This window comes from Streptomyces sp. NBC_00090, assembly GCF_045160815.1.
Classification (GTDB): Bacteria; Actinomycetota; Actinomycetes; order Streptomycetales; family Streptomycetaceae; genus Streptomyces.
Genome location: NZ_CP108224.1, coordinates 3,794,972 through 3,820,896 on the forward strand (window position 1 = coordinate 3,794,972; position 25,925 = coordinate 3,820,896).

The window sequence follows — 25,925 nt, forward strand, 5'->3', positions numbered from 1 at the left end:
CGATGTCAGACCCAGGGACTACGTTTAGCAAGCACCAAGTGACATGCGGCGACGGCCTGGAGACCCTCTTGAACGATCCGCAGGATCCTCACGATCCCTACGAGACGACCGAGACGCACCTTGAGCGGCTCCTCGGCCAGGCGCTCAACTCCTTCGACCTGCCCGACTCCACCGTCGAGCGCCTCGGCACGGCGCTCGCCCACTCCAGCGCGCTGCACTCCTCGCACCACAGCGCGTCGCTGCACCGCACCACCTACCGCCACACGTACCTGCTCGCCGACGGCAGCGCGCTCAGCGTCTGGGAGCTCACGCACAACGCCGGCCGGGACGGCGCCGAGCAGCACGAGCTGTACATGGAGGAGTCCGAGGCCCGGCTCGCCGCCTCCCGACTGCCGGCCGGGCCGCTGCCCGGCTGGACGGCGGAGCGCGCCGACGGTCGCGCCCTCGACGATGACGACGACATGGAGCTGTTGAGCCTCCTGCTCGCCCGCCCCATACCCGCCCAGCCCCGGATGTACGTGCCGGACAACTCCGCGGACCACGCGCGCCGCGTCCTGCGACGCGCGGAGAACGTGAACCGGCCGGGCGAGCGGACGGCCCGGCGGCTCCGCCTGGCGTTCGCGCACCACATCACGCAGGCGTTCGGGCGGCAGTGCCCGGTGGAGGGGGGCCGGGACGCCGGATTCACCCTCTACGAGCACCAGTTCCTGCTGCTCGACGGCAGCGAGATCAGCCTGTGGGAGGTCGAGCACACCTCGACCCCCGACGGGCGGCACATGTGCGAGGTGTACGAGTCCGAGCGCGCGGCCCGCGAGGCGATGGAGTCCCGCTCCCGCGTCCGCTGACCTCCGGCACTCGGGCCTCCGCCTCTGGCCCCGCCCCTGGCCCCGCCCCTGCGCCTCGTCAGACGAGCGCGGGGGCGGGGTCGGAGTCGGAGGCGGAGGCGGAGGCGGAGGCGGAAGCAGGGTCGGGAACGGGGGCGGGGGCGGGAGCCAGGGCGTCCACGTCGACTCCGGCCTCGGCCAGCTTCCCCACGGCGAACGCCCGGTTGGCACGGGTCTGTTCGCGGTACGCCTTCGGCAGGTCCGGCAGCGCGAGCAGCCGGTCGCAGGCGGCGAGCGAAGCGGCGTGGTCGCCGGTCCAGTACGCGGTGATCGAGTACTCGAAGAGCAGCCCCCACCGGTACACCCAGGGCTGGAGGAACAGCAGGTCGTCGGCGGGCGGCTGCCGGTCGACGACGGCGGAGACGATCGCGTGGGCGGAGTGGTGGCGCCTCGCCTTCCGCAGCCGCGCGGCCAGCTCGTAACAGGCCTCCAGCCGTTGCGGGCGTGACTCCCAGGCCCGGGTGAGGGTGTCCTGGGCCGCGGGCCAGTCACCGGACTCGGCGGTGAGGACACCGGCCTGGAGCAGGGAGTAGTAGACCTCCTCGCCCCAGCCGCCCATGGCCGCGCGCCGCTCGTAGAGGGGGACGGCCTCGCCGGGGCGGCCCATGTCGCGCAGTGTCTGCGCGAGGTAGAAGACCGTGCGGGGGTTGGTCGGATCCCGGTCGAGCTCGGCGCTGAGGAGTCGGGCGTCGCGCTCGAACTTGTCGTGGCGCGAGCCGCCGTCGGCGTAGTCCTCGATGACCAGGGCGTCCAGGTTCCGCTGCACGTGGTCCCGGTCGGCGGTCAGGTACTCGTGGGTGACCCCCTCGTACCGCCAGGGCAGATCACTCCTGACCAGGCGCTTGATCCGGTACTCGAGGGCGCCCTCGTGCCGGATCATGTGCGCGTCCGCGGCCGTCAGGTCCGGCAGCGGGCCGTCCTGTCGCAGGACGTGGTCGGCGTCGAGGAGCAGCAGGTAGTCGGCCCGGCCGCGGGCGTGCGCGATGTTCAGGCTGCGGTTGTGGCCGAAGTTCACCCACGGCTCCTCGCGCAGCTCGCCCGGGATGCCGGCGAGGGCGGTACGGATCAGCTCCTGGGTCCCGTCGGTGGAACCGGTGTCGGAGATGACCCAGGTGTCCACGAGACCGCGGACGGAGGCGAGGCAGCGCTCGATGACGGCGGCCTCGTTCTTGACGATCATGCACAGGCAGATGGACGGCTGCACGGCAACACCACTTCCGGTGGGGGCGGGAGAGCTGTGGGGGGTGGGCGACCCTACGGACGACTTCGCGGGAAGCCGCGAAGGCACGCCGATGAGCGGTTCGAAATTCGCCTTCGCGTACGCATCCATTCGGCTAAGAGCGATACGCCATGGCGTTGGGAGTGCCACGAGACGGTCAAGCCTTCGCAAGCGCGATCCGATGATCCGATTAGAGAAGCGCGAACACGCTTCTTGGACATCAGTCGAACCGGCCGCAGAGCGGCCGGTGGAGGAAGGAGCATGCATGCGTCCTGATGCCAGGACCAGGTCCCCGCTGGGCCCCCTGCCCCGACGACGCCCGTGGATCGTCGGCGGGGCCATCGCCTCTGTCGCACTCGTCCTCACGGGCTTCGCCTCACCTGCGACGGCCGCCCTGGGCAACTCCCCGGGTAGGGCGATGGCGGGCCCGCCGAACGGCGACCACTGCGAGGAGCGGCCCCCGCACCACCAGGACGGACCGCCCCCGCACCACGAGGACGGACCGCCGCCGCACCACCAGGACGGACCGCCCCCGTGGGAGCACCAGGGCGGCCCGCGCCACGCCGGACAGGGCGGCTCACCGGCCACCGGTGACCTCCAGGAGTTCCTGGACAACGAGATCCAGCCCCTGATCGAAGGCTCCCAGTCCCGCGCCCTGCCCGCGGCCCAGGGCGGCGGCGACGACTGCAAGGTCGGCCCGACAGGCCCGACAGGCCCGACCGGACCGCCCGGCCCCACAGGGCCGACGGGGAACACGGGCGCCACGGGCGCGACCGGTGCCACGGGCGCCACGGGTGCCACGGGTGCCACCGGCGAGACCGGAGCCACCGGCGCCACGGGTGCCACGGGAGCCACGGGCGAGACCGGAGCCACCGGCGCCACGGGAGCCACGGGCGAGACCGGAGCCACCGGCGCCACGGGAGCCACGGGCGAGACCGGAGCCACCGGCGCCACGGGAGCCACGGGCGAGACCGGAGCCACCGGCGCTACCGGTGAGACCGGCCCCACCGGAGCCACAGGTGCGACCGGCGAGACCGGAGCCACCGGCGCCACCGGCGAGACCGGCCCCACGGGCGAGACCGGCCCCACCGGCCCGACCGGCGCGACCGGAGCCACCGGAGCCACGGGAGCCACCGGCGAGACCGGCCCCACGGGCGAGACGGGCCCCACCGGCCCGACGGGCGCGACCGGAGCCACCGGAGCCACGGGCGAGACCGGGGCCACCGGAGCCACCGGCGCCACCGGCGCCACCGGCGCAACCGGAGCCACGGGTGCGACGGGAGCCACCGGACCGACCGGGCCGTGCAACGACGTCGACGCCTACGCGCCGAACAACAGCAACGAGGTCAAGGCCGCGATCCACAACGGGATCACCTTCGCGGGCATCCGCCAGATCAGTCCCACCGTGAGCGACTTCGTCTGGTACGACCTGACCGACGGCGACCCCGAGGACAGCTACCCGACGGACGCCTGTTCCGTCTCGGTCAGCAATCAGGCCGGGGACACGTCTGTCCAGGTGCTGACCAGGACCGGTGACGTGTACGAGACCCTGTGTGAAGTCGATCCCGACGCCGACACGCTCGCATGCAACGAGGTGTGGGCGCTCCTCGTGAGCCCCACACAGGGCGACCTGAAGCGGTTCGGCCTGAGCGGTGCCGATCCGAACCACCTGCCGAAGGCCCCGAAGCCGAAGCGGTCCTGACGGTCCGGTGACAGCGAGGAGGGGCGGTGCGCCCACGGTGCGCACCGCCCCTCTCCGTCCGCCCCTCCTGCCCGGGCGGGGGCGGGTATGCCGAAGGGCCCCGCCCCCGGGACGAATCCCGGGACCAGGGCCCCTCTCAGGACGCGGCAGCCACGTCAGTGCGTGAGCGCCGGCTCCTTCTCGACGGAACCGGGGGTCTCGTCGCCCTCGGCGTCGCCGCCCTCCAGGTGCTGCTTCGGCTTCGCCGGCAGCGCGAACATCACCAGGAAGATCGCGGCGAGCACGCCCGCCGCCCAGCCCAGCGAGTTCTGGAACGCGTCCGTGAACGCCGCCGCCGTCCCGGCCGGCGCCTGCTCCAGGTTCCTGTCGTCGATGACGCCGAAGAAGACGACCGACACCAGACCGAGGCCGAGCGCGTTGCCCATCTGCCCCGTCGTGTTGATCAGGCCCGAGGCCGAGCCCGCGTGCTCCCTCGGCACCTCCGAGAGCACCGCGTCCGTCAGCGGGGCCACGATCAGGCCCATGCCCAGGCCCATGACCACGAGCGGCAGGATCATCTGCCAGGGCTCGATCCCGGTCCCGTACCGGCCCGCCTCGAAGAGGTAGAGCAGGACGCCCGCGATCATCGTCAGCGCACCCGCCTGGAGGACCTTCCGGCCGAAGCGCGGCACCAGCTTCTGCACCGAGAGACCGGCGGCCACGGAGACCGCGATCGAGAACGGCACCCCGGTGAGGCCCGCCTTCAACGGGCTCCAGCCGAGCCCGATCTGCATGTACAGCGTCCAGACCAGGAAGAAGATGCCGAGCACGACACCGAAGGTCAGCTGCACGGCGATACCGGCCGCGAAGCTCTTCACCTTGAACAGCGACAGCTCGACGAGCGGCGAACCGTCCTTCTTCGTCTTGTACTTCTCGTAGACGACGAAGGCGGCGAAGACGAGGAGGCTGCCGGCCATCATCAGGTGGCCCCAGAGCGGCCAGTCCAGCTCACGGCCGCGCGTCAGCGGGTAGATCAGCATCAGCAGCGCCGCCGTCACCAGGAGCATGCCGACGACGTCGAGGCGGAGCGCCTTCGGCGCCTTCGACTCGCTGATGAACTTCCGGCCCAGGATCAGGCCCGCGATGCCGACCGGAAGGTTGATCAGGAAGATCGGGCGCCACTCCAGACCGGCGATGTTCCACTGCGTGAGCAGCGCGCCGAGCAGCGGACCCGAGACGGCCCCGAGGCCGATGATCGCGCCGAACATCCCGAAGACCTTGCCGCGCTCGTGCGCCGGGAAGGTGACGTGGATGATCGAGAGGACCTGCGGCACCATCATCGCCGCCGCCGCGCCCTGGAGGAGGCGGGAGGCGACCAGCATCTCCGGGTTGGCCGCGAAGCCGCAGAGCGCCGAGGCGAGCGTGAAGCCGGCGGTGCCGAGGAGGAAGAGCCGCTTGCGGCCGTAGATGTCACCGAGCCGACCGCCGGTGATCAGCCCCGCCGCGAAGGCGAGCGCGTATCCGGCGGTGATCCACTGGATGGCCCCGAAGGAGGCGCCGAGGTCCCGCTCGATGCTGGGGATCGCGATGTTGACGATCGTGGCGTCGACCAGATCCATGAAGGCCGCCGTCATCACGATGGCGAGGGCGATCCACCGCCTCTTGTCGCTCGTGTCCGTGGGGGCCGCGTCCGTGACGGCTTCGTGTGAACTCATACGAAGAAGATAGAAGTCATCTAGGTCAAATGATGTCCTAGATGAGCCGCATCCTGGAAGACATGACGGACACCCCGGTTCGACTCCTGAATCTGCTGTCGCTCCTCCAGACGCCGCGCGAGTGGCCCGGAAGCGAGCTCGCCGAACGGCTCTCGGTCTCCCCTCGCACCATCCGCCGGGACATCGACCGGCTCCGGGACCTCGGCTATCCGGTCGAGGCGACCCTCGGCGCGGTCGGCGGCTACCGCCTCGTCGCCGGTACGGCCATGCCGCCGCTCCTCCTCGACGACGAGGAGGCCGTCGCGATCGCCGTCGGCCTGCGCGCCGGTGCGGGGCACGCCATCGAGGGCGTGGAGGAGGCGTCCGTACGGGCCCTGGCCAAGCTGGAGCAGGTGCTGCCCTCGCGGCTCCGCCACCGGGTCTCCACCCTCCAGAACGCGACGCTGCCGCTGACCCGGGGCGACGGCGCCACGGTCGCGCCCGCCACCCTGACGACCCTGGCGGGCACGGTCACGGGGCGGGAGAAGCTGCGCTTCGGCTACCGGGCGGGCGACGGCGCCGAGACGAAACGGCTGGTCGAGCCGTACCGGCTGGTCTCGACCGGGCACCGCTGGTACCTCGTCGCGTACGACCTGGAGCGCGCGGACTGGCGGACCTTCCGGGTGGACCGGGTGAGCGACCCGCTCGCCACGGGCGCGCGCTTCACCCCGCGCGAACTCCCGGCGGGCGACGCGGCCCAGCTCCTGGTCCGCTCCATGTCCCGCACCCAGGCCGAACTGGAGCTGGACGTCACCTTCGAGGCCCCGGCCGACTTCGTGACGGCCCGCCTCCCGTCCCACCTGGTCCCCACCGCGACGAGCCCCGCCACCTGCCGCCTGCGCACCCGCTCCAACGACTCCGTCGAATGGCTGGCCCTCCGCCTGGCCCTGGTGGACGCCCCCTTCACGATCCACGGCCCGCCGACCCTCCACGGCTACGTCGAGGACCTGGCGACCCGCCTGGCGGCGTCGACGCGGGGGTAGGGGACGGGGGAAGAGACAGGGGCCCGGGGACTTCCGTCCCCGGGCCTCTTGTGGCACTCCGAGCCGCCCACGTCGCCGCCCACATCGCCGCCCACATCGCCGGCACCGCGTCGCCGCCCACCTCGCCGGCCGCGTCGCCACCAACGTCGCCGCCCGCTCGGCGTTCCGCAGGGGCTGTCCCGCCGATCAGGCCACCTGGTCGAAGCCCGTGTCGTGGGCCATCTTCTTCAGCTCCAGCAGCGCGTGCTTCTCGATCTGGCGGATCCGCTCGCGCGTCAGCCCGTGCTCCTTCCCGACCTCCGTCAGCGTCCGCTCGCGGCCGTCCTCGATCCCGTACCGCATGCGGATGATCGACGCCGTCCGGTGGTCGAGTTTGGCGATGAGGTCGTCGAGCTCCTCGCTGCGCAGCAGCGTGAGCACCGACTGCTCCGGCGAGATCGCCGAGGTGTCCTCGAGCAGGTCGCCGAACTGCGTCTCGCCCTCGTCGTCCACCGACATGTTCAGCGAGACCGGGTCGCGCGCCCAGTCCAGGACGTCCGTGACCCGCTCCGGCGTCGAGCCGAGCTCCGTCGCGATCTCGGCGGGCTCGGGCTCACGGCCGTTCTCCCTGTTGAACTCGCGCTGCACCCGGCGGATACGGCCCAGCTCTTCCACCAGGTGGACGGGGAGCCGGATCGTCCGGGACTGGTCGGCGATCGACCGGGTGATGGCCTGGCGGATCCACCACGTCGCGTACGTGGAGAACTTGAAGCCCTTCGCGTAGTCGAACTTCTCGACCGCGCGCACCAGGCCCGCGTTCCCCTCCTGGATCAGGTCGAGCAGCGGCAGCCCGCTGCGGGGGTAGCGCCGCGCGACGGCGACCACGAGCCGCAGGTTGGACTTGATGAAGAGGTCCTTGGCACGCTCGCCCTCGGCGACCAGCGCTTCGAGCTCCTCTCGGGCCGCTCCGCCCGCCTCGCTGTCTATGCCCCCGTCCAGGATCTGCTGGGCGTACACGCCCGCCTCGATCGTCTGGGAGAGCTCGACCTCCTTGGCGGCGTCGAGCAGGGGTGTGCGTGCGATCTCGTCGAGGTACATGCCGACCAGGTCGCGGTCGGCGATGTCCCCGCCCACGGCGCGAACGCTGCTTGCCCGACCGGCCCCGCTCTTGGCGGAGGTCTGACGACGGGCGACGGCACGGGTTGCCATGCGTGCTCCCTTGCTGAGTAGGTCGCGACACCCTTTCGGGTGCCCTGCATCCGACGGAAACAACGACTGGAATCAGGACAGAATTCCCACCAGGCACATGGATTTTCGCGATCATGCAGTATCCTGCGCGGCCGCCGCCCCTTCGGGCATGCCTCGGACACCCACGGAGTCGCAGGTCAGACCAGGCACAGAGGGTGACGCGGCGCCGCTCGCGGGGCCCCCGACCACACTGTCGGTGAGACCGCGATCACATGCGGCGCCATCTCTTCAGACGCGGGGTCGGCCGCGGTGGTTGCCCGACGAAAGTCCCGGAAAGCGCGCCGGAGGCCCCCTCCGCCTCGGCCCCGAGGCCTAGGTCCCGAGCCCGTTACGCCCCGCGCCGACCCGCCCTAGCGTCGTCCCCATGAGCAACGTGAGCGACACGACCGACGTGAGCGACACGACCGGAACGGGGGACAACGCGACCGGAACGGGCGACACGACCGCAACGGGCGACGACATGACCGGCACGGGGGACAACACGACCGGCATCCTCGACGAGGCCCTCGAACGCCTCCACACCACCGGCCCCGAGCGCAACGGCTGGCTCACCAACCACGCCCCGATGGCCGTCGAGGCGCTGGTCCGCAACGGCCAGGCCCCGACCGTGCACCGCTGGCTCGACCGTTACGCGCACAAGCTGGAGGACCTGCCGCCCGCGAACCGCCCCGTCACGGCGGAGGAGTGGCGCGAGGCCCTCGGCGACCCGTCCCGGATCACCGACTGGACGCGTTTCTTCGCGCGGGAGCTCGACGGTCCCGAGGCCCGTCCCTGGCGCGAGGTCCTCGCCGTGTGGTGGCCCCGGCTGCTGCCCGGGATCGCGGCCGGTGCGACGCACCCGGTGATCCGCACCGGTCACGCCGTACGGACGCTGCTGACCTCCCCGGAGACGGCGCCGCGCCGCGCCGAGCTGGCGCACGCCCTCGGCTACTGGGCGGCCCGCCACCAGCCGCTGCCCCCGCTCGCCCCGCTGGCCGTGGCACCGAGCGCGGCGGCCGCCCTGGACGCCGTACCGCCGGTCGCGGAGCAGGACGGCGGAATCCGGAACCGGCTCGACCAGCTGACGGCGTTCCCGCGGTGGGGCGCGGCCCCGGACCCAAACACGGCGAAGGAGCTGCTCACCGAGCTGGTGACGGCGGCCACGCACCGGTACGCGACCCACGGCCACGGCGAGCCGATCATGCTGGTCCACACGGCGACCGCACCGAACGCGGTCCTGCGCGCGCTGCCCGCGCTCCCCCGCGAGCTGTGGGCGCCGAGCCTGGCGGCGGCGTGGACGGCGGCGGCCGCGGTGACCGCCGCCTACACCCCGCCGGAAGCGGCCCGCTTCGAGGACACCGCCCTCACCTCCGAGGAGGTCTTCGCGAGGGCGGCGGCGCACGGCGACGACCACACGATCAAGTTCACCGACACGGCGCTCGACGTGGGCGACCCGCTCGCGCTGGCGGCGGCCGTCCGCTCGATAGAGCTGAACCCGCCGGTCTTCTGACGCCCCCTACCGGCCTCTACCGGCCTCTACCGGCCCCTATCGATCTCCACCGGCCTCTCCACCGGCCACTCCACCAACCCCCACCGACTACCCGAACTGGACGGACCGCTTCGCGAGCCCCATCCAGAAGCCGTCGATCACGTCGATCACGGACCGCTCCGCGTCGAGGTCGCCGGCCGCGTCCGCCGCGCCCATGGTGACGAAGAGGGGGGCGAAGTGTTCCGTACGCGGGTGGGCGAGGCGTCCGGCCGGGGACTTGTGCTCGAAGTCGAGGAGCGCGTCGACGTCCCGGGCCGCCAGGGCGCGGTGCCCCCAGTCGTCGAACTCGGCGGACCAGCCCGGCACCCCGCCGCCGGTGTGGCGGAGGGCGGCGAGGTTGTGGGTGAAGAAGCCGCTGCCGACGATCAGGACGCCCTCGTCGCGCAGCGGGGCGAGCTTGCGGCCGATGTCCATCAGCCGGCGCGGGTCGAGGGTGGGCATGGAGATCTGGAGTACGGGGATGTCGGCGCCCGGGAACATCTCGACGAGCGGCACGTAGGCGCCGTGGTCGAGCCCCCGGTCGGGGATGTCCTGCACGGGCGTGCCGGGCGCGCGGAGCAGCTTGCGGACGGCCTCGGCGAGCGCGGGGGCGCCGGGAGCCCCGTAACGGACCTGGTAGTAGTGCTCGGGGAAGCCCCAGAAGTCGTAGACGAGGGGCACGGTCTCGGTGGCGCCGAGGGCGAGCGGGGCCTCCTCCCAGTGAGCGGAGACCATGAGGATCGCCCTGGGCCGCGGCAGCCGCGCGGACCAGGCGGCGAGCTGGCCGGGCCAGACCGGGTCGTCGGCGAGAGGCGGGGCGCCGTGGGACAGGTAGAGGGCGGGCATCCGTTCGAGCGTGGCGTCCATGGCGACCACCTCCGGTTCCGGTTCTTGAAACTTCAAGCTCACTGCACGCACAGCGTAGACCGATATAGTTCAACTTTCAAGGATGAGTCGTACGATGGGCACCATGGGAGACATGACCGAACCCCGCTGGCTCAGCGACGAGGAGCAGCACGTCTGGCGCTCGTACCTGCACGCCACCACGCTCCTGGAGGATCACCTCGACCGCCAGTTGCAACGCGACGCCGGGATGCCGCACATCTACTACGGGCTGCTCGTCCAGCTCTCCCAGGCACCCCGCCGACGGCTGCGGATGACCGAGCTCGCCAAGAGCGCCAAGATCACCCGATCCCGCCTCTCCCACGCGATCGCCCGGCTGGAGAAGAACGGCTGGGTGCTGCGCGAGAACTGCCCCTCCGACAAGCGCGGCCAGTTCGCCCGGCTCACGGACGAGGGGATGGACGTCCTGCGTCGCACCGCGCCCGGCCATGTGTCAGCCGTACGCCAGGCCCTGTTCGACCGGCTCGCCCCGGAGCAGGTGCGGCAGCTCGGCGAGATCATGCGGGTGATGGCCGAGGGTCTCGAACCGGCGGATCCGGACGCGGACCTGCCCTGGCTCCGCTGAGCACGCGCCCCGGACAGACGTCTGCCCCGGCCCCGCCGAGCAGGCGGAACCGGGGCGGACGGAGAAACGGAGGATCCGTACGCGGAATCCGTACGCGGAACCGTACGCGGATCAGTGGGCGGATCAGTGGGCGATGACCGGCACCTTCAGCTCGTCGTCCGCGCCCTCACCGGACCCGGCGACCACTCCGGTCTCCGGCTTCCCGGTGGTGATGAGCACGAAGGCGATCGAGGCCGAGACGACCAGGATGCCGACGGCCCACCAGATGGCCGCGGAGTAGCCCTCCACCATGCCCTGGAGCTGGAGCAGCTTCTGGGCGTCCGGGGTGGTCGCGCCGGCCGCGTGGTCGGCCAGGTACGCGGTGGTCGCCGAGGCGGCGATCGTGTTCAGCAGGGCCGTACCGATGGCGCCGCCGACCTGCTGCGAGGTGTTGACCATCGCGGAGGCCACACCGGCGTCCCGCGGGTCCACCCCGAGCGTCGCCAGCGACATCGCCGGCATGAACGCCGTACCCATGCCCAGGCCGAGCAGCAGCTGCGCGGGCAGGATCAGACCGGCGTACGAGGTGTCGACCTCCAGCTGGGTGAGGAGCAGCATGCCGACGGCGGCGGTCAGGAAGCCGGGGGCCATGAGCAGCCGCGGCGGGACCCGCGTCATCAGCCGCGTACCGATCTGGGTCGAGCCGACGATCATGCCCGCGATCATGGGCAGGAACGCGAAGCCCGTCATGACGGGCGAGTACCCCTTCACGATCTGGAGGTAGTAGGTCAGGAAGAGGAAGAGGCCGAACATCGCGATGACGGCGAGACCCAGCGACAGGTAGACACCGCCGCGGTTGCGGTCGGTCACGACGCGCAGCGGCAGCAGCGGGGACTTGACCATCGACTCGGTCAGCACGAAGGCGATGAGCAGCACGCCGGAGCCGACGAAGAGGCCGATCGTGCCGGCGTCGCTCCAGCCCGCGGACTCGGCGCGCGTGAAGCCGTAGACGAGCGCGACCAGACCGAGGGTGGAGAGGATCACGCCGGGGATGTCGAGCGTGGCGCGGTTGCGGCCGCCCGCGGGCTCGCGGATGACGAGGTACGCGCCGACGGCGGCGACGATCGCGAACGGGATGTTGACGAAGAAGGTCCAGCGCCAGTTCAGGTACTCGGTGAGGAAGCCGCCGAGGATCAGGCCCACGGCGCCGCCACCACCGGCGATCGCGCCGTAGATGCCGAAGGCCTTGGCCCGCTCCTTGCCGTCGGTGAAGGTCACGGCGAGCAGCGAGAGCGCGGCGGGCGCGAGGAGCGCGCCGAAGGCGCCCTGGAGCGCACGGGCACCGAGCATCATGGCCTCGCCGTTCGCGGCCCCGCCGAGGGCGGAGGCGGCGGCGAAGCCGATCAGGCCGACGACGAAGGTGCGCTTGCGGCCCCACAGGTCGGCGATGCGGCCGCCGAAGAGGAGGAGACCGCCGAAGGCGAGGGCGTAGGCGGTGATGACCCACTGCCGGTTGCCGTCCGAGATCCCGAGGTCCTGCTGGGCGGAGGGCAGCGCGATGTTCACGATCGTCGCGTCGAGCACGACCATCAGCTGGGCGAGGGCGATGAAGACGAGCGCTTTCCAGCGGCCGGGGTCGGCCTGGATCGCGGGGCTCTCGGGGATTTTGGACATGGGGGTAGCCACCTCTTGGCGCGTACAGGTGAAAAAGGACGTAAAGGGCTGGGGGAAGCGCTAGGAATTCGTCACGGGCGGGACGTCATGAGCGGGACGTCACGGGCGGGACGTCATGGGCAGGACCTCGCGGGCATGACCTCGCGGGGCGGGACGTCACGGCTGCCGGCAGGAGTCGCGTCTCAGGTCCTCCAGAGTGGCGGCCGTCCCCGGCAGCTCGGAGCGCGCGGGCGCCTCCAGGCCGTCGAGGAACAACTGCAGATGGCGGTGGACGAACTGGTCGAAGTCGATGCAGGCCGTGCCTGGCAGGGGCCGCGTCAGCTGGGAGACCGCCACCATCAGGTCCCCGACACCGACGTCGGAGCGGAGCCGGCCGGCCCGCTGCGCCCGCTCGACGAGGCCCTGGACGGCCTCCTCAAGTCGCTCGCGCTCGATGGTCAGGTCGGGGTGGTCCTTGTCGAAGGCGCCGTCGAGCATCGGGCAGAGCGCGCCGATGCGTTCGTCGGCGGCGGCGTGGGTGAAGCGGCGGAGGGCGGCGAAGGTGTCGGACTCCTCCTCGGCGGCGCGCTCGGCGAGCTCGGTGACGCGGGCCATGAGGGAGAGGACGACCTCGCGGACGAGGTCGAGACGCTCGGGGAAGTTCCGGTAGAGGGTGGCGTTCCCGACTCCGGCGCGGCGCGCCACCTCGTCGTACGGCACCTGGGGGCCGAACTCGACGAACATCTCGCGGGCCGTCGTCACGATCCGCTCGCGGTTGCGCAGGGCGTCGGCGCGCGGGCGGGGTACGCGGCGGACGGGCGCGGTGTCCTGGGTGCTGGTCACGCCACGACCTCCTCAAGGTCAACAGTCATCGGCCGTCCGGGAGAGAGCGGCCGTCCGAGAACGAGTGGCCATCCGGGGACGGATTCCCCACTTCGCGGAACACAGGGTTAAACGGGGACGTGGTCCCCGCTTATTTCCCCCTCGCGATGTGACCTGGGTCACACCCGCCGCATCGCACGGAATACCCACGCGCGACCCACCACCCGGCGAACCGACCGACGACCCACCCCAGACCGACCGACGACCCACCACCAGGTCCACCGATCGGTCCACCCGGCGCGCGCCCCCGACCCACTCGCCACAGGCTGATCGCACGACGCGGATCCCAGCCCCCCGCACGGGGTCCGTGCCGCAGACCTGCCCCGACCGGAGAGGCGCCCGTATGCAGCACCCCCGCCGACGGATACGCAGACCCGTCGCCCTGGCGGCGGCCACGGCCCTCTCCTTCGCCCTGCTCGCCTCCGCGAGCACCACCCTCCCCGACCCCGCGCCGGCGTCGGCGGGACCGGTGGCCGCCGCGCCGAACGGCGCCCAGCTCGGGCCGTGCCGGATCGCCACCACGATGGGCGTGCAGATGTCGGAGGGGCTGCCCACCGCCCCCGGATACGTACGCTCCACGGGCCGCGTGAGGGCCCTCAACCTCATGATCGACTTCCCGGACGCCGTCGGGGAGGACACCGCGATGAGCCGTTTCCGCGAGTTCTTCCCGCAGACCTCCGACTGGTTCCACACCAGCTCGTACGGGCGCCTGCAGTACAAGGCCGAGGTGCCGATGCCCGACTGGCTGCGGATGCCCCGCGCGTTCTCCTCGTACGGGATCGAACGCGGCTCACCGTACGAGCCGGGCTACCGCTCCCTCGTCGAGGACATCGTGAAGGCCGCCGACACGGAGGTGGACTTCAGCGCGTACGACCTGGTCAACGTCCTGGTCACGCCGAACGCCGGGCCCTCCGCCCTCGACACCGTCCTGTCTGTGACCTTCTCCGGCAACGACGACGCCCCGTACGCCGACGGCGTGCCGCTCGCCAACACGTCCTTCGTCTACAGCCGGCAGGACGACGGCTCCGGCAACTTCTCCGAGACCGGCTACCGCGTCCTGCCGCACGAGAACGGCCACGTCTTCGGCCTGCCCGACCTGTACACCTCGGACGGCGGCGGCACCGTCGGCCACTGGGACATCATGTCCGAGGACTGGGGAGCCAACAACGATCTGCTCGGCTGGCACAAGTGGAAGCTGGGCTGGCTCGACAACGACCAGGTCAGCTGCGCGTCGGGCCCCGGCAGCAGCGACTACACCCTCACCCCGCTGGCGGTCGCCGGCGGGCCCAAGCTCGCTTTCGTCCCGCTCTCCAGCACGTCGGGGTACGCGGTCGAGGTCCGCAGCAAGGAGGGCAACGACGAGGCGGTCTGCGAGCAGGGCGTGCTCGTCTACCGGGTCGAGTCCGACGTGGACACCGGCCACGGCCCGGTGACCGTGTCCGACAGCGACCACGCCAGCGGCGGCTGCACCCGGCGCCCGAACGTCCACGCGGAACTGTCGGACGCCCCGTACCGCCCGGGCGAGACCTTCACGGACCGCGCCAACGGCATCCGGATAAGCATTCTCGGCGAGGACACGGGCGGCGCGTACCGCATCCGCGTCACGCGCCGCTGAAGGACCCTCGCAACTCCCGCTTCAGGATCTTCCCGGTCGGATTCCGAGGCAGCTCCTCTTCCCGTACGAGGACACGGGCGGGCACCTTGAAGGCGGCGAGCCGCGCACCGACGTGCGCCCGCAACCGCTCGACGACGGCACCGGTCCCGTCGTCCGCCCCACCCCGCAATCGCACGACGGCCACGACCTCCTCCCCCAACACGGGATGCGGAACGCCGAGAACAGCGGCGTCGACGACATCCGGATGCTCGTGCAGAACGCCTTCGACCTCGACGCAGTACACGTTCTCGCCGCCGCGGATCACCATGTCCGTGAGCCGGTCGACGACGCTGACGCGCCCGTCCTCGTCGACCCGGGCGAGGTCCCCGGTCCGGAACCACCCGTCGTCGGTGAAGGCGGCCCGAGTGGCGGCCTCGTTCTTCCAATACCCCCGGATCAAGGACTGCCCGCGCAGCCACAACTCCCCCACCCCCTCCCCGTCGGGCCGGTCGATCCGCACCTCGGTGGCGGGCGAGGGACGCCCGACGCTCCCCGGATGCGCCCGGTACTCGGCGCCGACGTTCGAGAGCACCCCACCACAGGTCTCGGTCAGCCCGTAGCCGTTCCGGGGCTCGACGCGTTCCCCGTACCCGGAGGTGATCCCGGCGACGATCCCGGGCGGGGCGGCGGCGCCGCCGGTGCTGAGAAGGGTGAGGCTCTCCAGCGGGTCGCCGACGCTCCGGGCGGCGTCGAGCAGCTGGAGCGCGGTGGTGGGCACCCCCGCGTAGTGGGTGACTCCGTGCTTCCGAATCAACTCAAGGGCCTGACGGGCATCCCACTTCCGCATCATCACCAGGGTCCCGCCGGCCGCCATGACGGCGTAGAAGGAAGTGAAAGCGGCCACGTGGAAGAAGGGAAACGTGGTCAGCGAGACGGGCGCGGGCCCCGTCCCCGGCACGTCCCCGCGCGCCAGCGCGGCCGCGGCGGCGAAGTACCGGGGATTCATCGCGGCCCCGGCCTGCGCGAGGTGCGTGGCGACGGCGCCCTTGGGCCGGCCGGTGGTGCCGGAGGTGTAGACGATGGTGGAGTCGTGCTCGGGCAGGACGTCGACAAGCGGCGGCCCCAGCAGCGGATCGTCATCGACCACATAAGCGACGAACCCCTCCTCCGCCTCCCCCCGGAAAACCACCCCGGGCACACCATGCTCGGCGGCCCAGCCCCGCACGCGCGCAACCCGCTCACCGTCGACGAGCAGCACGCCGGGCGCGCAGTCGTCGAGGGCGTACGTGAACTCGTCCTCGGTCCACCAGGCGTTGAGCGGCACGGCGACGAGCCCGGCGAGCTGGGTGGCCCAGAAGGCGACCTGCCACTCGGGAAGGTTCCGCATGGCGACGACGGCCCGGTCCCCGGGGCGCAGCCCGTACTCCCCGACGAGCCGCCGGGCGAGCCCACAGGCGGCGTCGAAGAACTCCCGATAGGTCAGGGTCAGCTCCTCGGAAACAAGGAACACCCGGTCCCCATAGGCCCAGACGACCTCGACGAACTCCCGCAGGGTCCGCGGCCCGCCGACGTACACCCCGTCCTCGACGGCGAAGGGCGCCCCGGGCGCGCTGAGCCGAGCCTCTCCCGCCTGCCCACCGGACACCATCACGAGGACCTCCTAAGCGCTTGCTCACCCCAGCGCCGCGACGCTATGCGGCTCCCCCGGCCAGGTCAACCCGTCCGGCGACCGTCCCCTTCCCGGTGGACATCGACGACGATACGGTCCGGCCGCATCGACGAAGCAGGGAGGACCGGCCTGGCGAGCGGAGCCCGGACGAACGACAACGGCGGCTCCGGAGACCCGGCTCGACTCCGGGAGCACGCCCCGAAGAGAAGCGCCCCGGCAACAAACCGCCCCACCCGCACCGGGACGGAGGCGCCTCCCTGACCCCGCCCACCCGACGCAGACACCCGCCCCGACGCCACCCCCGGCCGGCGGTATCTCCCCCACGCGGCCGGCACACCACCCGCTACACTGACGGCGGCAAGCACGCCTCGCCTTCGTAGCTCAGGGGATAGAGCACCGCTCTCCTAAAGCGGGTGTCGCAGGTTCGAATCCTGCCGGGGGCACAGCACCAAGGGCCAGCTCAGGGATTGATTTCCCCGATGCTGGCCCTTCTGCATGATCACGGCCGTGCCATCTACGTGCCAGAAGGCCCCGGATCGCTGTCCTTCCGAGCCTGGCGAATCATCTCTCCGAGCTTCCCCGCGATGTGCTGATCACGGTCGCTCGTCATGTGCTGGTAGATCAGCGCGGCCCGGGTCGTGCTGTGCCCCATCCGCGTCATCAGCTCACGCGTGCTGGCCCCGGCGCTGGACGCCAGGGTGTTCCCGGTGTGCCGAAGATCGTGGAAGTGCACGTCCCCGGAGACGCCGGCGGCGGCGCGGGCAGTCGTCCAGTCGTCCCGGAAGTTGCTCCGCCGAAGCAGGCCACCGCGGGGACCCCGGAAGAGGTGACCGTCCTGACCGGCACCGGCGAAGTGCGCCAGGTGGTGAGCCAGCTCGGGAACGAGCTCGGCCGGAAAGGCGACCGGCCGGACCCCGGCAGCGGACTTCGGTGCCTTGTCGGCCAGCGTGCCGTTCTGCAGCTCCAACTGGGCACGGCGGACCAGGACCACGCAACGGGTCAGATCGAGATCCCGGCGGCGCAACGAGGCCAGCTCGCCGAAGCGGAGCGTGGTGAAGGCGGCGAGGAGGACGAGCACCCGGTGGTGCGGCTGGATGGCGTCGGCCACCGGGTACACCTCGGCCACGGTGAGGATGGGCCGCTCCGGGACGTCGTAGCGGTCGGCGCCCTTGATGCGGCACGGGTTGCGACGGATCAACTCGTCGTCCACCGCAGTGTTCAGGATCGCGCGGAGCAGTTGGTACGCCTTGACGACGGTCGGCTCACCCACGCCGTCTTCCAGCAGGGCGGTCCGCCAGGCTCGTACGCGGGGTGTGGTGATGGCGGCGAGCGTCCCGGCGCCGAAGGTCGGCTTGATGTGCAGCCGGATAACGCTTTCGTTCCGCTCCCTGGTGCGGTCCTCTAGCTTGCGGTGCTTCAGCCAGTCGTCTGCGTAGGGCCCGAAGGCGACCTTGCCCGCGTCGGGGGCCTGGTAGGTGCCCCGGATGATCTCCGCCTCGATTGTGGTCAGCCAGACGAGGGCGTCGGTCTTCGTGTCGAAGGTGTGCGGTGCGGACTTGGTCTCGCCCGACAGCGGGTCGCGGTAGCGAGCCTGCCAGCGGCCGGACGCGAGCTGTCGCACAGTGCCGAACCGGCGGCGCTGGCCCTTGCGGTTCGCCATCAGGCCACCTTCCCGTAGCGACGCTCGATGGGCAGCACGGTGTGGGTCTCGATGTACGCCTGGACGGCGGGCTCAGGGATGCGGACGTGACGGCCGACCTTGACGAAGGTGATGCGCCGTTCCTCGATCAGTCGCCGGGGGAACCGGACGGTGGTGCCGAGGAGTTCGGCGACCTGGTCGACGGTGAGCAGACGGGCGGACATGGTCACCACTCCTCTTCGGCTGACGCTTCGAGCTGGGCGCGGAGTTCGCGGGCGTGTTCGCGGTTGTGCTGGATGTCGCGGCGGATGTTGGCGGCGAGCCAGGACTCCCCGGGGGTGGCGCCATGGCCGGCGTAGGCCCAGTGGGCGACGACGAGGAGGGTGGACTCCGGGTGTTCGTCGGGGTCGGGCAGGCCCAGGGCGGCGCGTTGCTGAGCGGCGCGGTAGTCGGCGCGGACCTGGCGTAAGGCGCCGAGGGTGGTGGAGTAGGCGCGGGATTTGGTGGAGAAGTGGCCGCGGAAGCCGAGCATGTGGGCCCAGGCCCTCAGGCGCCGGTCCGGGTAGGCGGCGTCGAGGTCCATGCAGGCTTCCATCAGGCGCCGAGGGTGGTCCGGAACGTCGAGGAGGATCAGGGCTTCCTTGTTGCCCACGCGGTGGTCGACGGAGCCGGTCGTCTCGGCGGCTTTGGTGGCGTACTTGGCGACGTAGGCGGCGACGGCCTGTTCGGTGAGGTCTTCGCCCTGGCCGAAGGCGCCGATGGGCTGGACGTCGAGCTGGGTGCCCCACTCAAGGACCCAGTCGTTGATGAAGCCGTGCTCCTCGTTGGCTGGGACGAAGACGCGGACGCGGGCGGCGGCTGCGCGGATGGCGTCGGTGAGGAGGTCGAGGGTGGCCCAGTGCGGGGGTGGGGTGTGGGGGCCCTGGGGGCCGTCGAAGCGGATGACGGCGTGGAAGTGGACGGCGCCACGCTTTTGGTACTCGGCGACCTTGCCGAAGGAGACGCGGGACTGTTCGCGGGCGGCTTTCTGGGTGAGGCCGGCGCGGGCGGCGATCTCGCGGCGCAGGTAGATGGTGAAGTACCGCCACAGCTCGGAGGCGTGGTTGTTCCACAACACCGCGGCTGCGTAGTCGTACGTGGACAGGTCGAGCGGGGTGCCCAGCTCCGGGGCGTCCTCGGGGTGGCGGGTGCCGCAGCGGCAGGGCCGGGTGCCGGGCCGGTTGTGGACCGGGCCGAAGGACGGGGCGGTCAGGGTGGCGAAGACGCGGGGGTGGTCCCGGATCGTGTCCGGGGTGCCCTTGTCGGGGTTGCCGACGAGTCCGGCGCGTATGAGGTGGTAGGTGTCTCCGGCGTAGGTCCAGGCGCAGGCGGGGCAGCGGGAGGCGCGGCGGTTGCCGCAGGCGACGCGCAGGATGCCGCCGGGTTCGGCGTCGGTGTTGTAGGCGTGGAGCACGGTCTTGGTGGCGGGGTCGAGGGTCTTGGTGCCGCCGGTGAGGCGGATGGGGGCGGTGCAGCCGCCGGTGCGGCGGAGTTGTTCGGTGAGGCGGTCGAAGCCGGTGGACCCGGCCAGCCGGAGCAGGTCGCTCAGGGTGGCCGGGTCCAGGCCCGCCGCGGTGGCGGGGTCGGTCAAGGCGGTCACTTCCCGGCGCGGACGAGGGCGGTCGGGGCGGTGCGGGTGCCGGTGCCCTGGCAGACGGGGCAGGCGGCGGCGAGGGTGCGGCGCTGCCCGTCGGGGGTGCGGCTTCCGGTGGTGATGTGGACGACGGGGAAGCCGTCGCAGTGGGAGCAGACACGGGTGGTCGGGGTCTGGGGCATCATGAGGTTTCCCTTTCGGGTCCGGTGGATCTGGAGGGTGTTCAGGCGCCCGGGGCGGCGGAAGTTTGGCGACGGAGGCCGCCCCGGGGGCCGCTCAGCGTGTGTTGCGCCTGCCGTGGCCCTTGGCCGCGTACATCGCCGCGTCGGCGGCCGAGAGGGCGTCGGTGAGGACCGGCACCGGCAGGCGGTCGCGGTGGCAGTGGCCGACCGACGCGGAGACCGGCAGGACCCGGCCGTTATGGGTGACCGGCTCGTCCAGGGCGATCCGCAAGGCGAAGAGGCCGGCGGTGTGGCCGGGGTCGGTGACGATGGCGGCGAACTCGTCTCCGCCGAGGCGGGCGGCGATGCCGTGGCGTCCGCACCAGTCGGCCAGCCGCTGTGCGGTGGCGGCGAGGACCGCGTCTCCGGCGGCGTGGCCGTGGGTGTCGTTGATGGCCTTGAAGTCGTCCAGGTCGACCAGGAGCACGAGGGCGCCGGGGTGTTTGGCGATGAGGTGTTCGGCGCGGGTGGTCCATCCGGCGCGGGTGTGCAGGCCGGTCAGCGGGTCGCGGCGGGCGGTGGCCAGGCGGCGCCAGAGCAGTCCGCCGTGCAGGGCCCACCCGAGGGCCGGTAAGCCTGCCGCCGCGATCATCTGGGTGTCCATGGGGGTCACCGGCCCTTGTTCAGGTCGCGGACGAGGAGGCGCAGGACGACGGCGATCAGGGCGACGGAGACGCCGGTGATGGCGACCGCGAGGAGCATGGAGACCAGGACGGCGCCGACGACCAGGACGACGGCGCCACCGCCGGCGGCGAGGGCGAGCGCGCTGCCGGGGGTGAGCTGGACCGTGGTGCGGGGCGCGACGGTCGGCGCCGGGACGGCGGTCTGGGCCGGCTCGACGGCGGCCGTGGTCGGGGCGGTGGGCTGGGCGAGCGGGATGACGGTGCCGGTCGGGAGCGGGTTGACCGGGATGCGGGGCTGGAGCATGACGGGGGTCTCCCTACTTGGTGATCGGGTCGATGAGCGGGGCGAGGAGGCTGTCGGCGAGGAGGTAGCCACCGAGGAGAAGGACAGCGACAAGCCACCAGGGCGGGCGGATGAGCTTGATGCCGAGGCCACCGACGACAATCAGGGCGAGCCAGAGCGGGACGTCCACGAGACGGGCTCCTTCGGGTTCAGCGGGGCTGGCAGCGGTGGGTGCGGGCAGCGAGTTCGGCGGCGGCGCGGGTGTTGTAGTCGGCGGAGAACTCGCAGCGCGGGGCGGTGCACACGGCGGTGTGCTTGGTGCGGCCCCGGCCGTCGTGGTGGGTGCCGACCTGCACCGGGCCGATGCGGAGCACGTGGTGGAAGCGGTTGGGGCGCATGGCCGGTCAGACCTTTCCGATGAAGTCATTGGTGTGGTCGTTGAGCCACTGCCGGATCTCGGGGAGTTCGTCATCGGTGGCCCGGTTGAACGCGGCCTCCGCAATGGCGACGGCTTCCACGAACTGGTTGCTGCGGGTCAGCTCCGCAGAGCGTTCGAGGGCGGAGCGGATAGACGGACGCATGAGCGTCTCCTCTCAGAGGGTCAGGCGAGTTGGAGGGCGATGGAGTCCGCGAGGGCCGGGGGCAGGCCGTGGCGGGTGCGGAGGGTTTCCGCGTCGATCGGCTGGCCGGTCTGGGCCCGGTGTGCGTCCGCGATCTTCTGGGCATGGGCCATCAGGGCGGGAGGCACCGGCACGGCAGACGGCGCGGGGACGGGGTCGGGCGCTGGCTCGGCGGGGGCGGGTTCGGCCGGCGGCAGCTCGGGCGCCGGTTCGGGGACGCGCTCCACGACGAGTTCCGGGGCGGCTTCGGGTTCCTCGACCGGCACGGGTTCCGGCTGTGGCTCTGGGGCCGGGGCATGGGCGTGGGCGAGGAGGGTGCCGCCGAGGAAGGCGAGGGCGGGCCATCCGGCGACGAGGATGCGCAGCCAGTCGGGGACGTCGTTCATGTCGAGGAGTCCGGCGGTGGCGACGTTGGCGCCCAGCGATGCGATGAGGGCGATGGCGAACCAGAGCCAGGCGTCCCGGTTGCCGCCGTCTTTGCGCATCCGGCGCCAGGCGGCGACGAGGAGCAGGTCGACGCTGACCGGGTAGGCCCACGCCTTCCAGCCGTCCTGTCCTGCCGCGGCTGCCAGGTCGTGCAGGTGGGCGAAAGACAGGGCACCGGCGATGACGGCCTGGATGAGGACGGCGTCGAGGCGGAGGGTGCGGAACACGAGGGTCACCTCCTTTCGGGCATGGGTCGGGTAGGGACCTGGCGTGAGACGGTCACGCCGACCGAGGGGGGACGGGAGCGCTATGCGGTGGCCGGGGTCGGCTTCACCAGCGGAACGGGCCCGGCAAGGGTGGGGACGTCCGGCCGGTACGGCGCGAGGGCCGGGATATCGGGGGTCAGGTGTGCGTGCTCGGCGCAGATGGCGACCGCGTCGGCGGCGTTCAACTCCGGGGTGCGGATGCGGGACCAGCCGCCGGAGGTGTCACCGGCCACCGCGAGACCGGGCTTGTCGGGCGGGATCGCGGTCACGGCCACCACCGCGTCCGGGGCGATATCACCGAGACCCATCTCGGCGGTCTGCTTGTCGTTGACCCGGTGCACGACCCGGCCGGTGAGCTGAGCCCGGAGCGCGGTGGCGCCCTTGCCGAGGTCGGAGCCGAAGCGCTGGCCGCAGACCTCCAGGAACATGCCGGCCGCGCGGGCCATCTGCCCGAGCCGGATCAGCTGGGTGACCATCCGGTCCCGTCGTTCCTCGTCCTTCTTGGTGGCGACCAGGAAGAGTTCCGCGACCTCGTCTACCAGCAGCACGATCGGCACCGGGCGCAGGCCGTCGGGCAGTGCCCACACGTCGGAGGCGCCCAGGTTGCTGAGCAGGTCAAAGCGGGTTTCCATCTCCGCCACCAGGGCGTCCAGCAGCCCGGCCGCTTCGTCGGGGGTGATGGCCAGCGCGGACAGCCGGGGCGCGAACCCGTTCTGCTCGACACCCCGCTTGCAGTCGATCCCCACCAGGGCCACCGGCAGCCGGGCCAGTCCGGCGATCAGATTCCGCTGGTACATCGACTTGCCCGACTGGTTCGCGCCCAGCGTCAGCGCGTGCGGGACTTTCAGGTAGTCGCGGACGAAGGCGGTGCCGTCCTCCCGCAGCGCGACCGGGACAGCCAGCGAGCCGGGCTGGGCGCCGCGGGGCATCTTGACCTTCCGCAGGACGTCGTAGCCGGTCATGCGCAGTTCGACGAACCCGGGCTTGGTCTCCATCACGTTGACGGAGTGGACGCCCCAGGCGTGCCGCAGCCGCTCGGAGGCCGCCATCACGTCGGCGGGCTCCAGACCGGCCGGGAGCCGCAGGGTGACCCGCAGCCCGGTGGAGGACACCCGCACCCGGCGGATCTTCGGCGGCACCGGCTGGACGTCGCTGCGGCGGGCGAGGTTGCGGACCATGAACGCCCGCAGGCGGGAGGGCTGCACCGTCAGCCCGCACACGTCCATCGTCGAGCGGTACGTCACCGCGAACCGGGTGGCCGCCACCGGCAGTCCGGCCAGCGACCAGAACACGCGCGGTGCACGGACCTTGGCGTAGCCGAGAGTGCCGGCGGTCCCGGCGAACGGGAGGCCGACCTCCCATAACGTCGACAGATCCGTCATTGTCAGGCCCCCATCGGGGTGATGGCGACGGCGCGGAACGAGATGCCGTGCCGGGTCTGGCCGTTGAACGTGTTCTCCCAGTCCCGGGCCTTGAGGCCGATGACCGAGACCGGCATGCCCGGCGCGAGGCCGTCGGGGAGGCCGGTCTCCGGGACGGTGACCTGGTAGAGGTTGCCCTCTCCCTCGTCCGAGATCAGCAGGCCCACCGTGGACAGCCCGGCACCGGTCTCCCGGTCCATTGCGCGCTCACCGGTCTGCTTGCTCACGAGCTTCGGGGCGGGGGCGGTGGCTACGAACACCACAGCGGTCGATGTGTCGATCTTGAAGGACGGCATCAGTACTCCCTACGTTGTTGGGCAGCCCGAATGGGAGCTACCAACTCGCTGTCCTAGGACTGCGAGCGACTGAGTAGATAGTGGCCCGTAGTCCTAGGACTGTCAACAGTCCTAGGACTGTGTTTGACTTGTTCCTGTCGAGAGGGGTACGTGATGGCGCCCAAGTGGCGGGAGCTGGCGGACAAGCTGGCCGAGCAGATCAGGAGGGGTGAGTACGAGCCGGGCCAGGCCTTGCCGCAGATCAGAGCGCAGGTCGAGGCAGGCGAAGGCTCCAAGGCCACCGTCCATGCCGCATACAAGGCCCTGGAGGCGGAGGGTCTGGTCACCTCCACGCGCGGCCATGGGACTGTCGTGCGTCAGCAGGTGCCACTCAAGCGGCTCGGCATCGCCCGGTACGACAAGGCGAAGTGGCGCGACGGCGACGAGGTGGCGTTCATCGCGGACCGGGTCGCCTCAGGGCGGGCGTACCGCCGCAACGAACAGACGCAGACGGTCAACCTCGTCGACGCCCCACCCGCGGTAGCAACTGCCCACGGTCTGGAAACCGGAGCTCCGGTCTACGCCCGGGCCCGGCTGGTGAAGGAAGGTGACCAACCGACGCACACGCTGACCAGCTACTACCGCCCTGAGCACGTCGAGGGCACTCGGATCGTCGACCCCACACCCGGTCCGGCCGGCCGGGGCGGCGGCTACCGAGTCCTGTACGACGCGGGTTACGAGATCGACCACATGAAGGAGTCGCTCTTCGCTCGCACTCCGACAGCGGACGAGGCGAAGCTCCTCCAGCTCCCGCCGGGCGAACCCGTGGTCGAGCTGCACCGGACGACGTACACGGCTGACGGCACAGTGGTCGAGTTCGCCATCGGAGTGCATGCCGCTTCTCGCTTCGCCTGGGAGTACGACTTCAAGGTCCCGGACTCGGCGAAGGACAGGGACGGCCAGCAGTGATCTCCACCCAGGACTGGGCCGACACACAGCGCCTTTGGGACTACCACCAGATGGGCCACACGCCCCGGCCCTGCTCAGTGGCGATCGGACTCGGCAGCCACGACCTGGGCGTGGCCGACGCCGCAGCCAACCTGTACGAGCGCGGCATGGCCCCACTCCTCGTGTTCACCGGGGCGACCAGCCCGACGACTCGCGAACGCATGCCCCGCGGCGAAGCAGTGCACTACCGCGAGCGGGCGATCGAACTCGGCGTCCCCGACTCGGCGGTGATGGTGGAGCCACGGGCCCGCAACACCGGCGAGAACATCCGCTTCTCACGGGATCTCCTCACCGAGGCCGGCATCGAGGTGTCCTCAGTCCTGCTGATCAGCAAGCCCTACGAGGAGCGACGGGCGTACGCCACGGCGCGGAAGCTGTGGCCCGAAGTCGAGATCGTCAGCGCTTCGAGCCCGATGACACTCCAGGACTACGTCGACTCGATCGGCGATGCTCGCCTGGTCATCGACATGCTTGTAGGCGCTCTCCAACGCCTACTGGTCTACCCGGAACAGGGCTTCATGATCAGCCAGCAGATTCCAGCCGACGTGCTCAACGCGTACGACCGACTCACCCAGGGCGGATACACGAACCGCCTGCTCCGCGATAGCAAGGGCGAGGTCCTCAAGCACACCAAGTAGAGCCGCAGGCAAGGCAGCTGTTACAGGTTTCTCTACCTCATCAAGGCACCCGCCGCGCACGGCGCGGCGCGCGCGGCCCGTCGCCCGGGCCTGCGCTCCTGTCTGACGCCCCGCTCCAGCCCGGCCGCCGACCGCACGCCTGACAGCTTGGGTTGATGGATGGCGAACCCCGGAGTAGCCGGGGCAATCGCGCGATGTGCAGGCCAAGACGATGCCTCCGGCGGGGGCGCTCAGGCTCCGGGATGGCGGGGGCTCCGTGAGCGGGTGCCGGCCGTGAAGGGGCTGAGGCGGGGAACTCCCATCCCGTCTGCCATCGACCCAGGACAAGCCGAGCAGACACGGCACCGGGCGTCCAGGTCGTTCGTACAGTGG

27 protein-coding genes and 1 tRNA gene are annotated in these 25,925 nt (G+C 71.5%); 9 read left to right on the forward strand and 19 right to left on the reverse strand.

What is annotated here, in order from left to right:
- The first annotated feature begins 2 nt into the window (after positions 1-2).
- Positions 3-845 carry a DUF6227 family protein gene (locus OG361_RS16625; RefSeq protein WP_405854325.1) on the forward strand — a complete coding sequence of 281 codons (843 nt, stop codon included), beginning with the start codon at positions 3-5 and terminating at the stop codon, positions 843-845.
- 58 nt (positions 846-903) lie between these two features.
- On the opposite strand, the gene OG361_RS16630 is transcribed toward OG361_RS16625, so the two are convergent.
- The gene (locus OG361_RS16630) at positions 904-2,088 is read right to left on the reverse strand and encodes a glycosyltransferase (RefSeq protein ID WP_405854327.1); all 1,185 of its coding nucleotides are present in this window, start codon (positions 2,086-2,088) and stop codon (positions 904-906) included.
- 280 nt (positions 2,089-2,368) lie between these two features.
- Between OG361_RS16630 and OG361_RS16635 the strand changes: the two genes are divergently transcribed.
- Positions 2,369-3,805, forward strand: coding sequence for a hypothetical protein (locus tag OG361_RS16635; RefSeq protein WP_405854329.1), 1,437 nt, complete (start codon positions 2,369-2,371; stop codon positions 3,803-3,805).
- 155 nt (positions 3,806-3,960) lie between these two features.
- On the opposite strand, the gene OG361_RS16640 is transcribed toward OG361_RS16635, so the two are convergent.
- On the reverse strand, positions 3,961-5,499 hold the full coding sequence (locus tag OG361_RS16640) for an MFS transporter (RefSeq protein WP_405854331.1): 1,539 nt from the start codon (positions 5,497-5,499) through the stop codon (positions 3,961-3,963).
- Between the two features lie 62 nt (positions 5,500-5,561).
- Here OG361_RS16640 and OG361_RS16645 point away from each other — a divergent pair, with 62 nt between their 5' ends.
- Positions 5,562-6,521 carry a helix-turn-helix transcriptional regulator gene (locus OG361_RS16645; protein ID WP_405862286.1) on the forward strand — a complete coding sequence of 320 codons (960 nt, stop codon included), beginning with the start codon at positions 5,562-5,564 and terminating at the stop codon, positions 6,519-6,521.
- Positions 6,522-6,707: 186 nt separating this feature from the next.
- Here the strand turns inward: OG361_RS16645 and OG361_RS16650 are convergent, their stop codons facing one another.
- Positions 6,708-7,709, reverse strand: a complete 1,002-nt coding sequence (locus OG361_RS16650) for an RNA polymerase sigma factor RpoD/SigA (RefSeq protein ID WP_405854333.1) — start codon at positions 7,707-7,709, stop codon at positions 6,708-6,710.
- Positions 7,710-8,208: 499 nt separating this feature from the next.
- Here OG361_RS16650 and OG361_RS16655 point away from each other — a divergent pair, with 499 nt between their 5' ends.
- Entirely contained in the window at positions 8,209-9,237 is a 1,029-nt protein-coding gene (locus OG361_RS16655; RefSeq protein WP_405862288.1) for a questin oxidase family protein, read from the forward strand.
- Between the two features lie 87 nt (positions 9,238-9,324).
- Here the strand turns inward: OG361_RS16655 and OG361_RS16660 are convergent, their stop codons facing one another.
- A complete protein-coding gene (locus OG361_RS16660; RefSeq protein WP_405854335.1) occupies positions 9,325-10,122 on the reverse strand; it encodes a dioxygenase in 798 nt (265 codons plus the stop codon).
- A 94-nt stretch (positions 10,123-10,216) separates the two neighbouring features.
- Between OG361_RS16660 and OG361_RS16665 the strand changes: the two genes are divergently transcribed.
- A complete protein-coding gene (locus OG361_RS16665) occupies positions 10,217-10,723 on the forward strand; it encodes a MarR family winged helix-turn-helix transcriptional regulator (protein ID WP_405854337.1) in 507 nt (168 codons plus the stop codon).
- 123 nt (positions 10,724-10,846) lie between these two features.
- Here OG361_RS16665 and OG361_RS16670 read toward each other — a convergent pair whose 3' ends face one another.
- Both OG361_RS16670 and OG361_RS16675 read right to left on the reverse strand, forming a co-directional pair.
- Positions 10,847-12,376 (reverse strand): MFS transporter, encoded by a 1,530-nt coding sequence (locus OG361_RS16670; RefSeq protein WP_405854339.1) that lies wholly within the window; start codon positions 12,374-12,376, stop codon positions 10,847-10,849.
- Between the two features lie 156 nt (positions 12,377-12,532).
- Positions 12,533-13,198 carry a TetR/AcrR family transcriptional regulator gene (locus OG361_RS16675; protein ID WP_405854341.1) on the reverse strand — a complete coding sequence of 222 codons (666 nt, stop codon included), beginning with the start codon at positions 13,196-13,198 and terminating at the stop codon, positions 12,533-12,535.
- Between the two features lie 382 nt (positions 13,199-13,580).
- On the opposite strand from OG361_RS16675, the gene OG361_RS16680 reads away from it, so the two are divergent.
- Complete coding sequence (locus OG361_RS16680) at positions 13,581-14,852, forward strand: M6 family metalloprotease domain-containing protein (protein ID WP_405854343.1); 1,272 nt, start codon at positions 13,581-13,583, stop codon at positions 14,850-14,852.
- Here OG361_RS16680 and OG361_RS16685 read toward each other — a convergent pair.
- Positions 14,839-16,479, reverse strand: coding sequence for a class I adenylate-forming enzyme family protein (locus OG361_RS16685; RefSeq protein WP_405862290.1), 1,641 nt, complete (start codon positions 16,477-16,479; stop codon positions 14,839-14,841). The two genes, OG361_RS16680 and OG361_RS16685, sit on opposite strands and share 14 nt — an antisense overlap.
- Positions 16,480-16,870: 391 nt before the next feature.
- Here OG361_RS16685 and OG361_RS16690 point away from each other — a divergent pair.
- Positions 16,871-16,943, forward strand: a tRNA-Arg gene (locus tag OG361_RS16690).
- A gap of 71 nt (positions 16,944-17,014) precedes the next feature.
- On the opposite strand, the gene OG361_RS16695 is transcribed toward OG361_RS16690, so the two are convergent.
- From OG361_RS16695 to OG361_RS16750, 12 genes are all read right to left on the reverse strand, one after another.
- Positions 17,015-18,160 (reverse strand): tyrosine-type recombinase/integrase, encoded by a 1,146-nt coding sequence (locus OG361_RS16695; protein WP_405854345.1) that lies wholly within the window; start codon positions 18,158-18,160, stop codon positions 17,015-17,017.
- Positions 18,160-18,363 (reverse strand): helix-turn-helix domain-containing protein, encoded by a 204-nt coding sequence (locus OG361_RS16700; RefSeq protein WP_405854347.1) that lies wholly within the window; start codon positions 18,361-18,363, stop codon positions 18,160-18,162. The genes OG361_RS16695 and OG361_RS16700 overlap by 1 nt, the downstream gene beginning before the upstream one ends.
- A gap of 2 nt (positions 18,364-18,365) precedes the next feature.
- On the reverse strand, positions 18,366-19,769 hold the full coding sequence (gene repSA / locus OG361_RS16705) for a replication initiator protein RepSA (RefSeq protein ID WP_405854349.1): 1,404 nt from the start codon (positions 19,767-19,769) through the stop codon (positions 18,366-18,368).
- Positions 19,770-19,774: 5 nt separating this feature from the next.
- Complete coding sequence (locus OG361_RS16710; RefSeq protein WP_405854351.1) at positions 19,775-19,957, reverse strand: hypothetical protein; 183 nt, start codon at positions 19,955-19,957, stop codon at positions 19,775-19,777.
- 91 nt (positions 19,958-20,048) lie between these two features.
- Complete coding sequence (locus OG361_RS16715; RefSeq protein ID WP_405854353.1) at positions 20,049-20,597, reverse strand: GGDEF domain-containing protein; 549 nt, start codon at positions 20,595-20,597, stop codon at positions 20,049-20,051.
- 5 nt (positions 20,598-20,602) lie between these two features.
- Entirely contained in the window at positions 20,603-20,920 is a 318-nt protein-coding gene (locus OG361_RS16720) for a SpdD-like protein (RefSeq protein WP_405854355.1), read from the reverse strand.
- Between the two features lie 13 nt (positions 20,921-20,933).
- Positions 20,934-21,089, reverse strand: coding sequence for a hypothetical protein (locus tag OG361_RS16725; RefSeq protein WP_107097478.1), 156 nt, complete (start codon positions 21,087-21,089; stop codon positions 20,934-20,936).
- Between the two features lie 19 nt (positions 21,090-21,108).
- Positions 21,109-21,297, reverse strand: a complete 189-nt coding sequence (locus OG361_RS16730) for a mobile element transfer protein (RefSeq protein WP_055602982.1) — start codon at positions 21,295-21,297, stop codon at positions 21,109-21,111.
- Positions 21,298-21,303: 6 nt separating this feature from the next.
- A complete protein-coding gene (locus tag OG361_RS16735; protein ID WP_327164216.1) occupies positions 21,304-21,480 on the reverse strand; it encodes a hypothetical protein in 177 nt (58 codons plus the stop codon).
- 20 nt (positions 21,481-21,500) lie between these two features.
- Positions 21,501-22,172, reverse strand: a complete 672-nt coding sequence (locus tag OG361_RS16740) for a DUF2637 domain-containing protein (RefSeq protein ID WP_328487827.1) — start codon at positions 22,170-22,172, stop codon at positions 21,501-21,503.
- An 80-nt stretch (positions 22,173-22,252) separates the two neighbouring features.
- A complete protein-coding gene (locus OG361_RS16745; protein ID WP_405854359.1) occupies positions 22,253-23,593 on the reverse strand; it encodes an FtsK/SpoIIIE domain-containing protein in 1,341 nt (446 codons plus the stop codon).
- A gap of 2 nt (positions 23,594-23,595) precedes the next feature.
- Positions 23,596-23,928, reverse strand: coding sequence for a hypothetical protein (locus OG361_RS16750; RefSeq protein ID WP_367822071.1), 333 nt, complete (start codon positions 23,926-23,928; stop codon positions 23,596-23,598).
- Between the two features lie 153 nt (positions 23,929-24,081).
- Here OG361_RS16750 and OG361_RS16755 point away from each other — a divergent pair, with 153 nt between their 5' ends.
- Together OG361_RS16755 and OG361_RS16760 are read left to right on the forward strand one after the other, a co-directional pair.
- A complete protein-coding gene (locus OG361_RS16755; RefSeq protein WP_405854361.1) occupies positions 24,082-24,876 on the forward strand; it encodes a GntR family transcriptional regulator in 795 nt (264 codons plus the stop codon).
- The gene (locus tag OG361_RS16760) at positions 24,873-25,553 is read left to right on the forward strand and encodes a YdcF family protein (RefSeq protein ID WP_405854363.1); all 681 of its coding nucleotides are present in this window, start codon (positions 24,873-24,875) and stop codon (positions 25,551-25,553) included. Before OG361_RS16755 ends, OG361_RS16760 begins: the two co-directional genes overlap by 4 nt.
- The last annotated feature ends 372 nt before the right edge of the window (positions 25,554-25,925 follow it).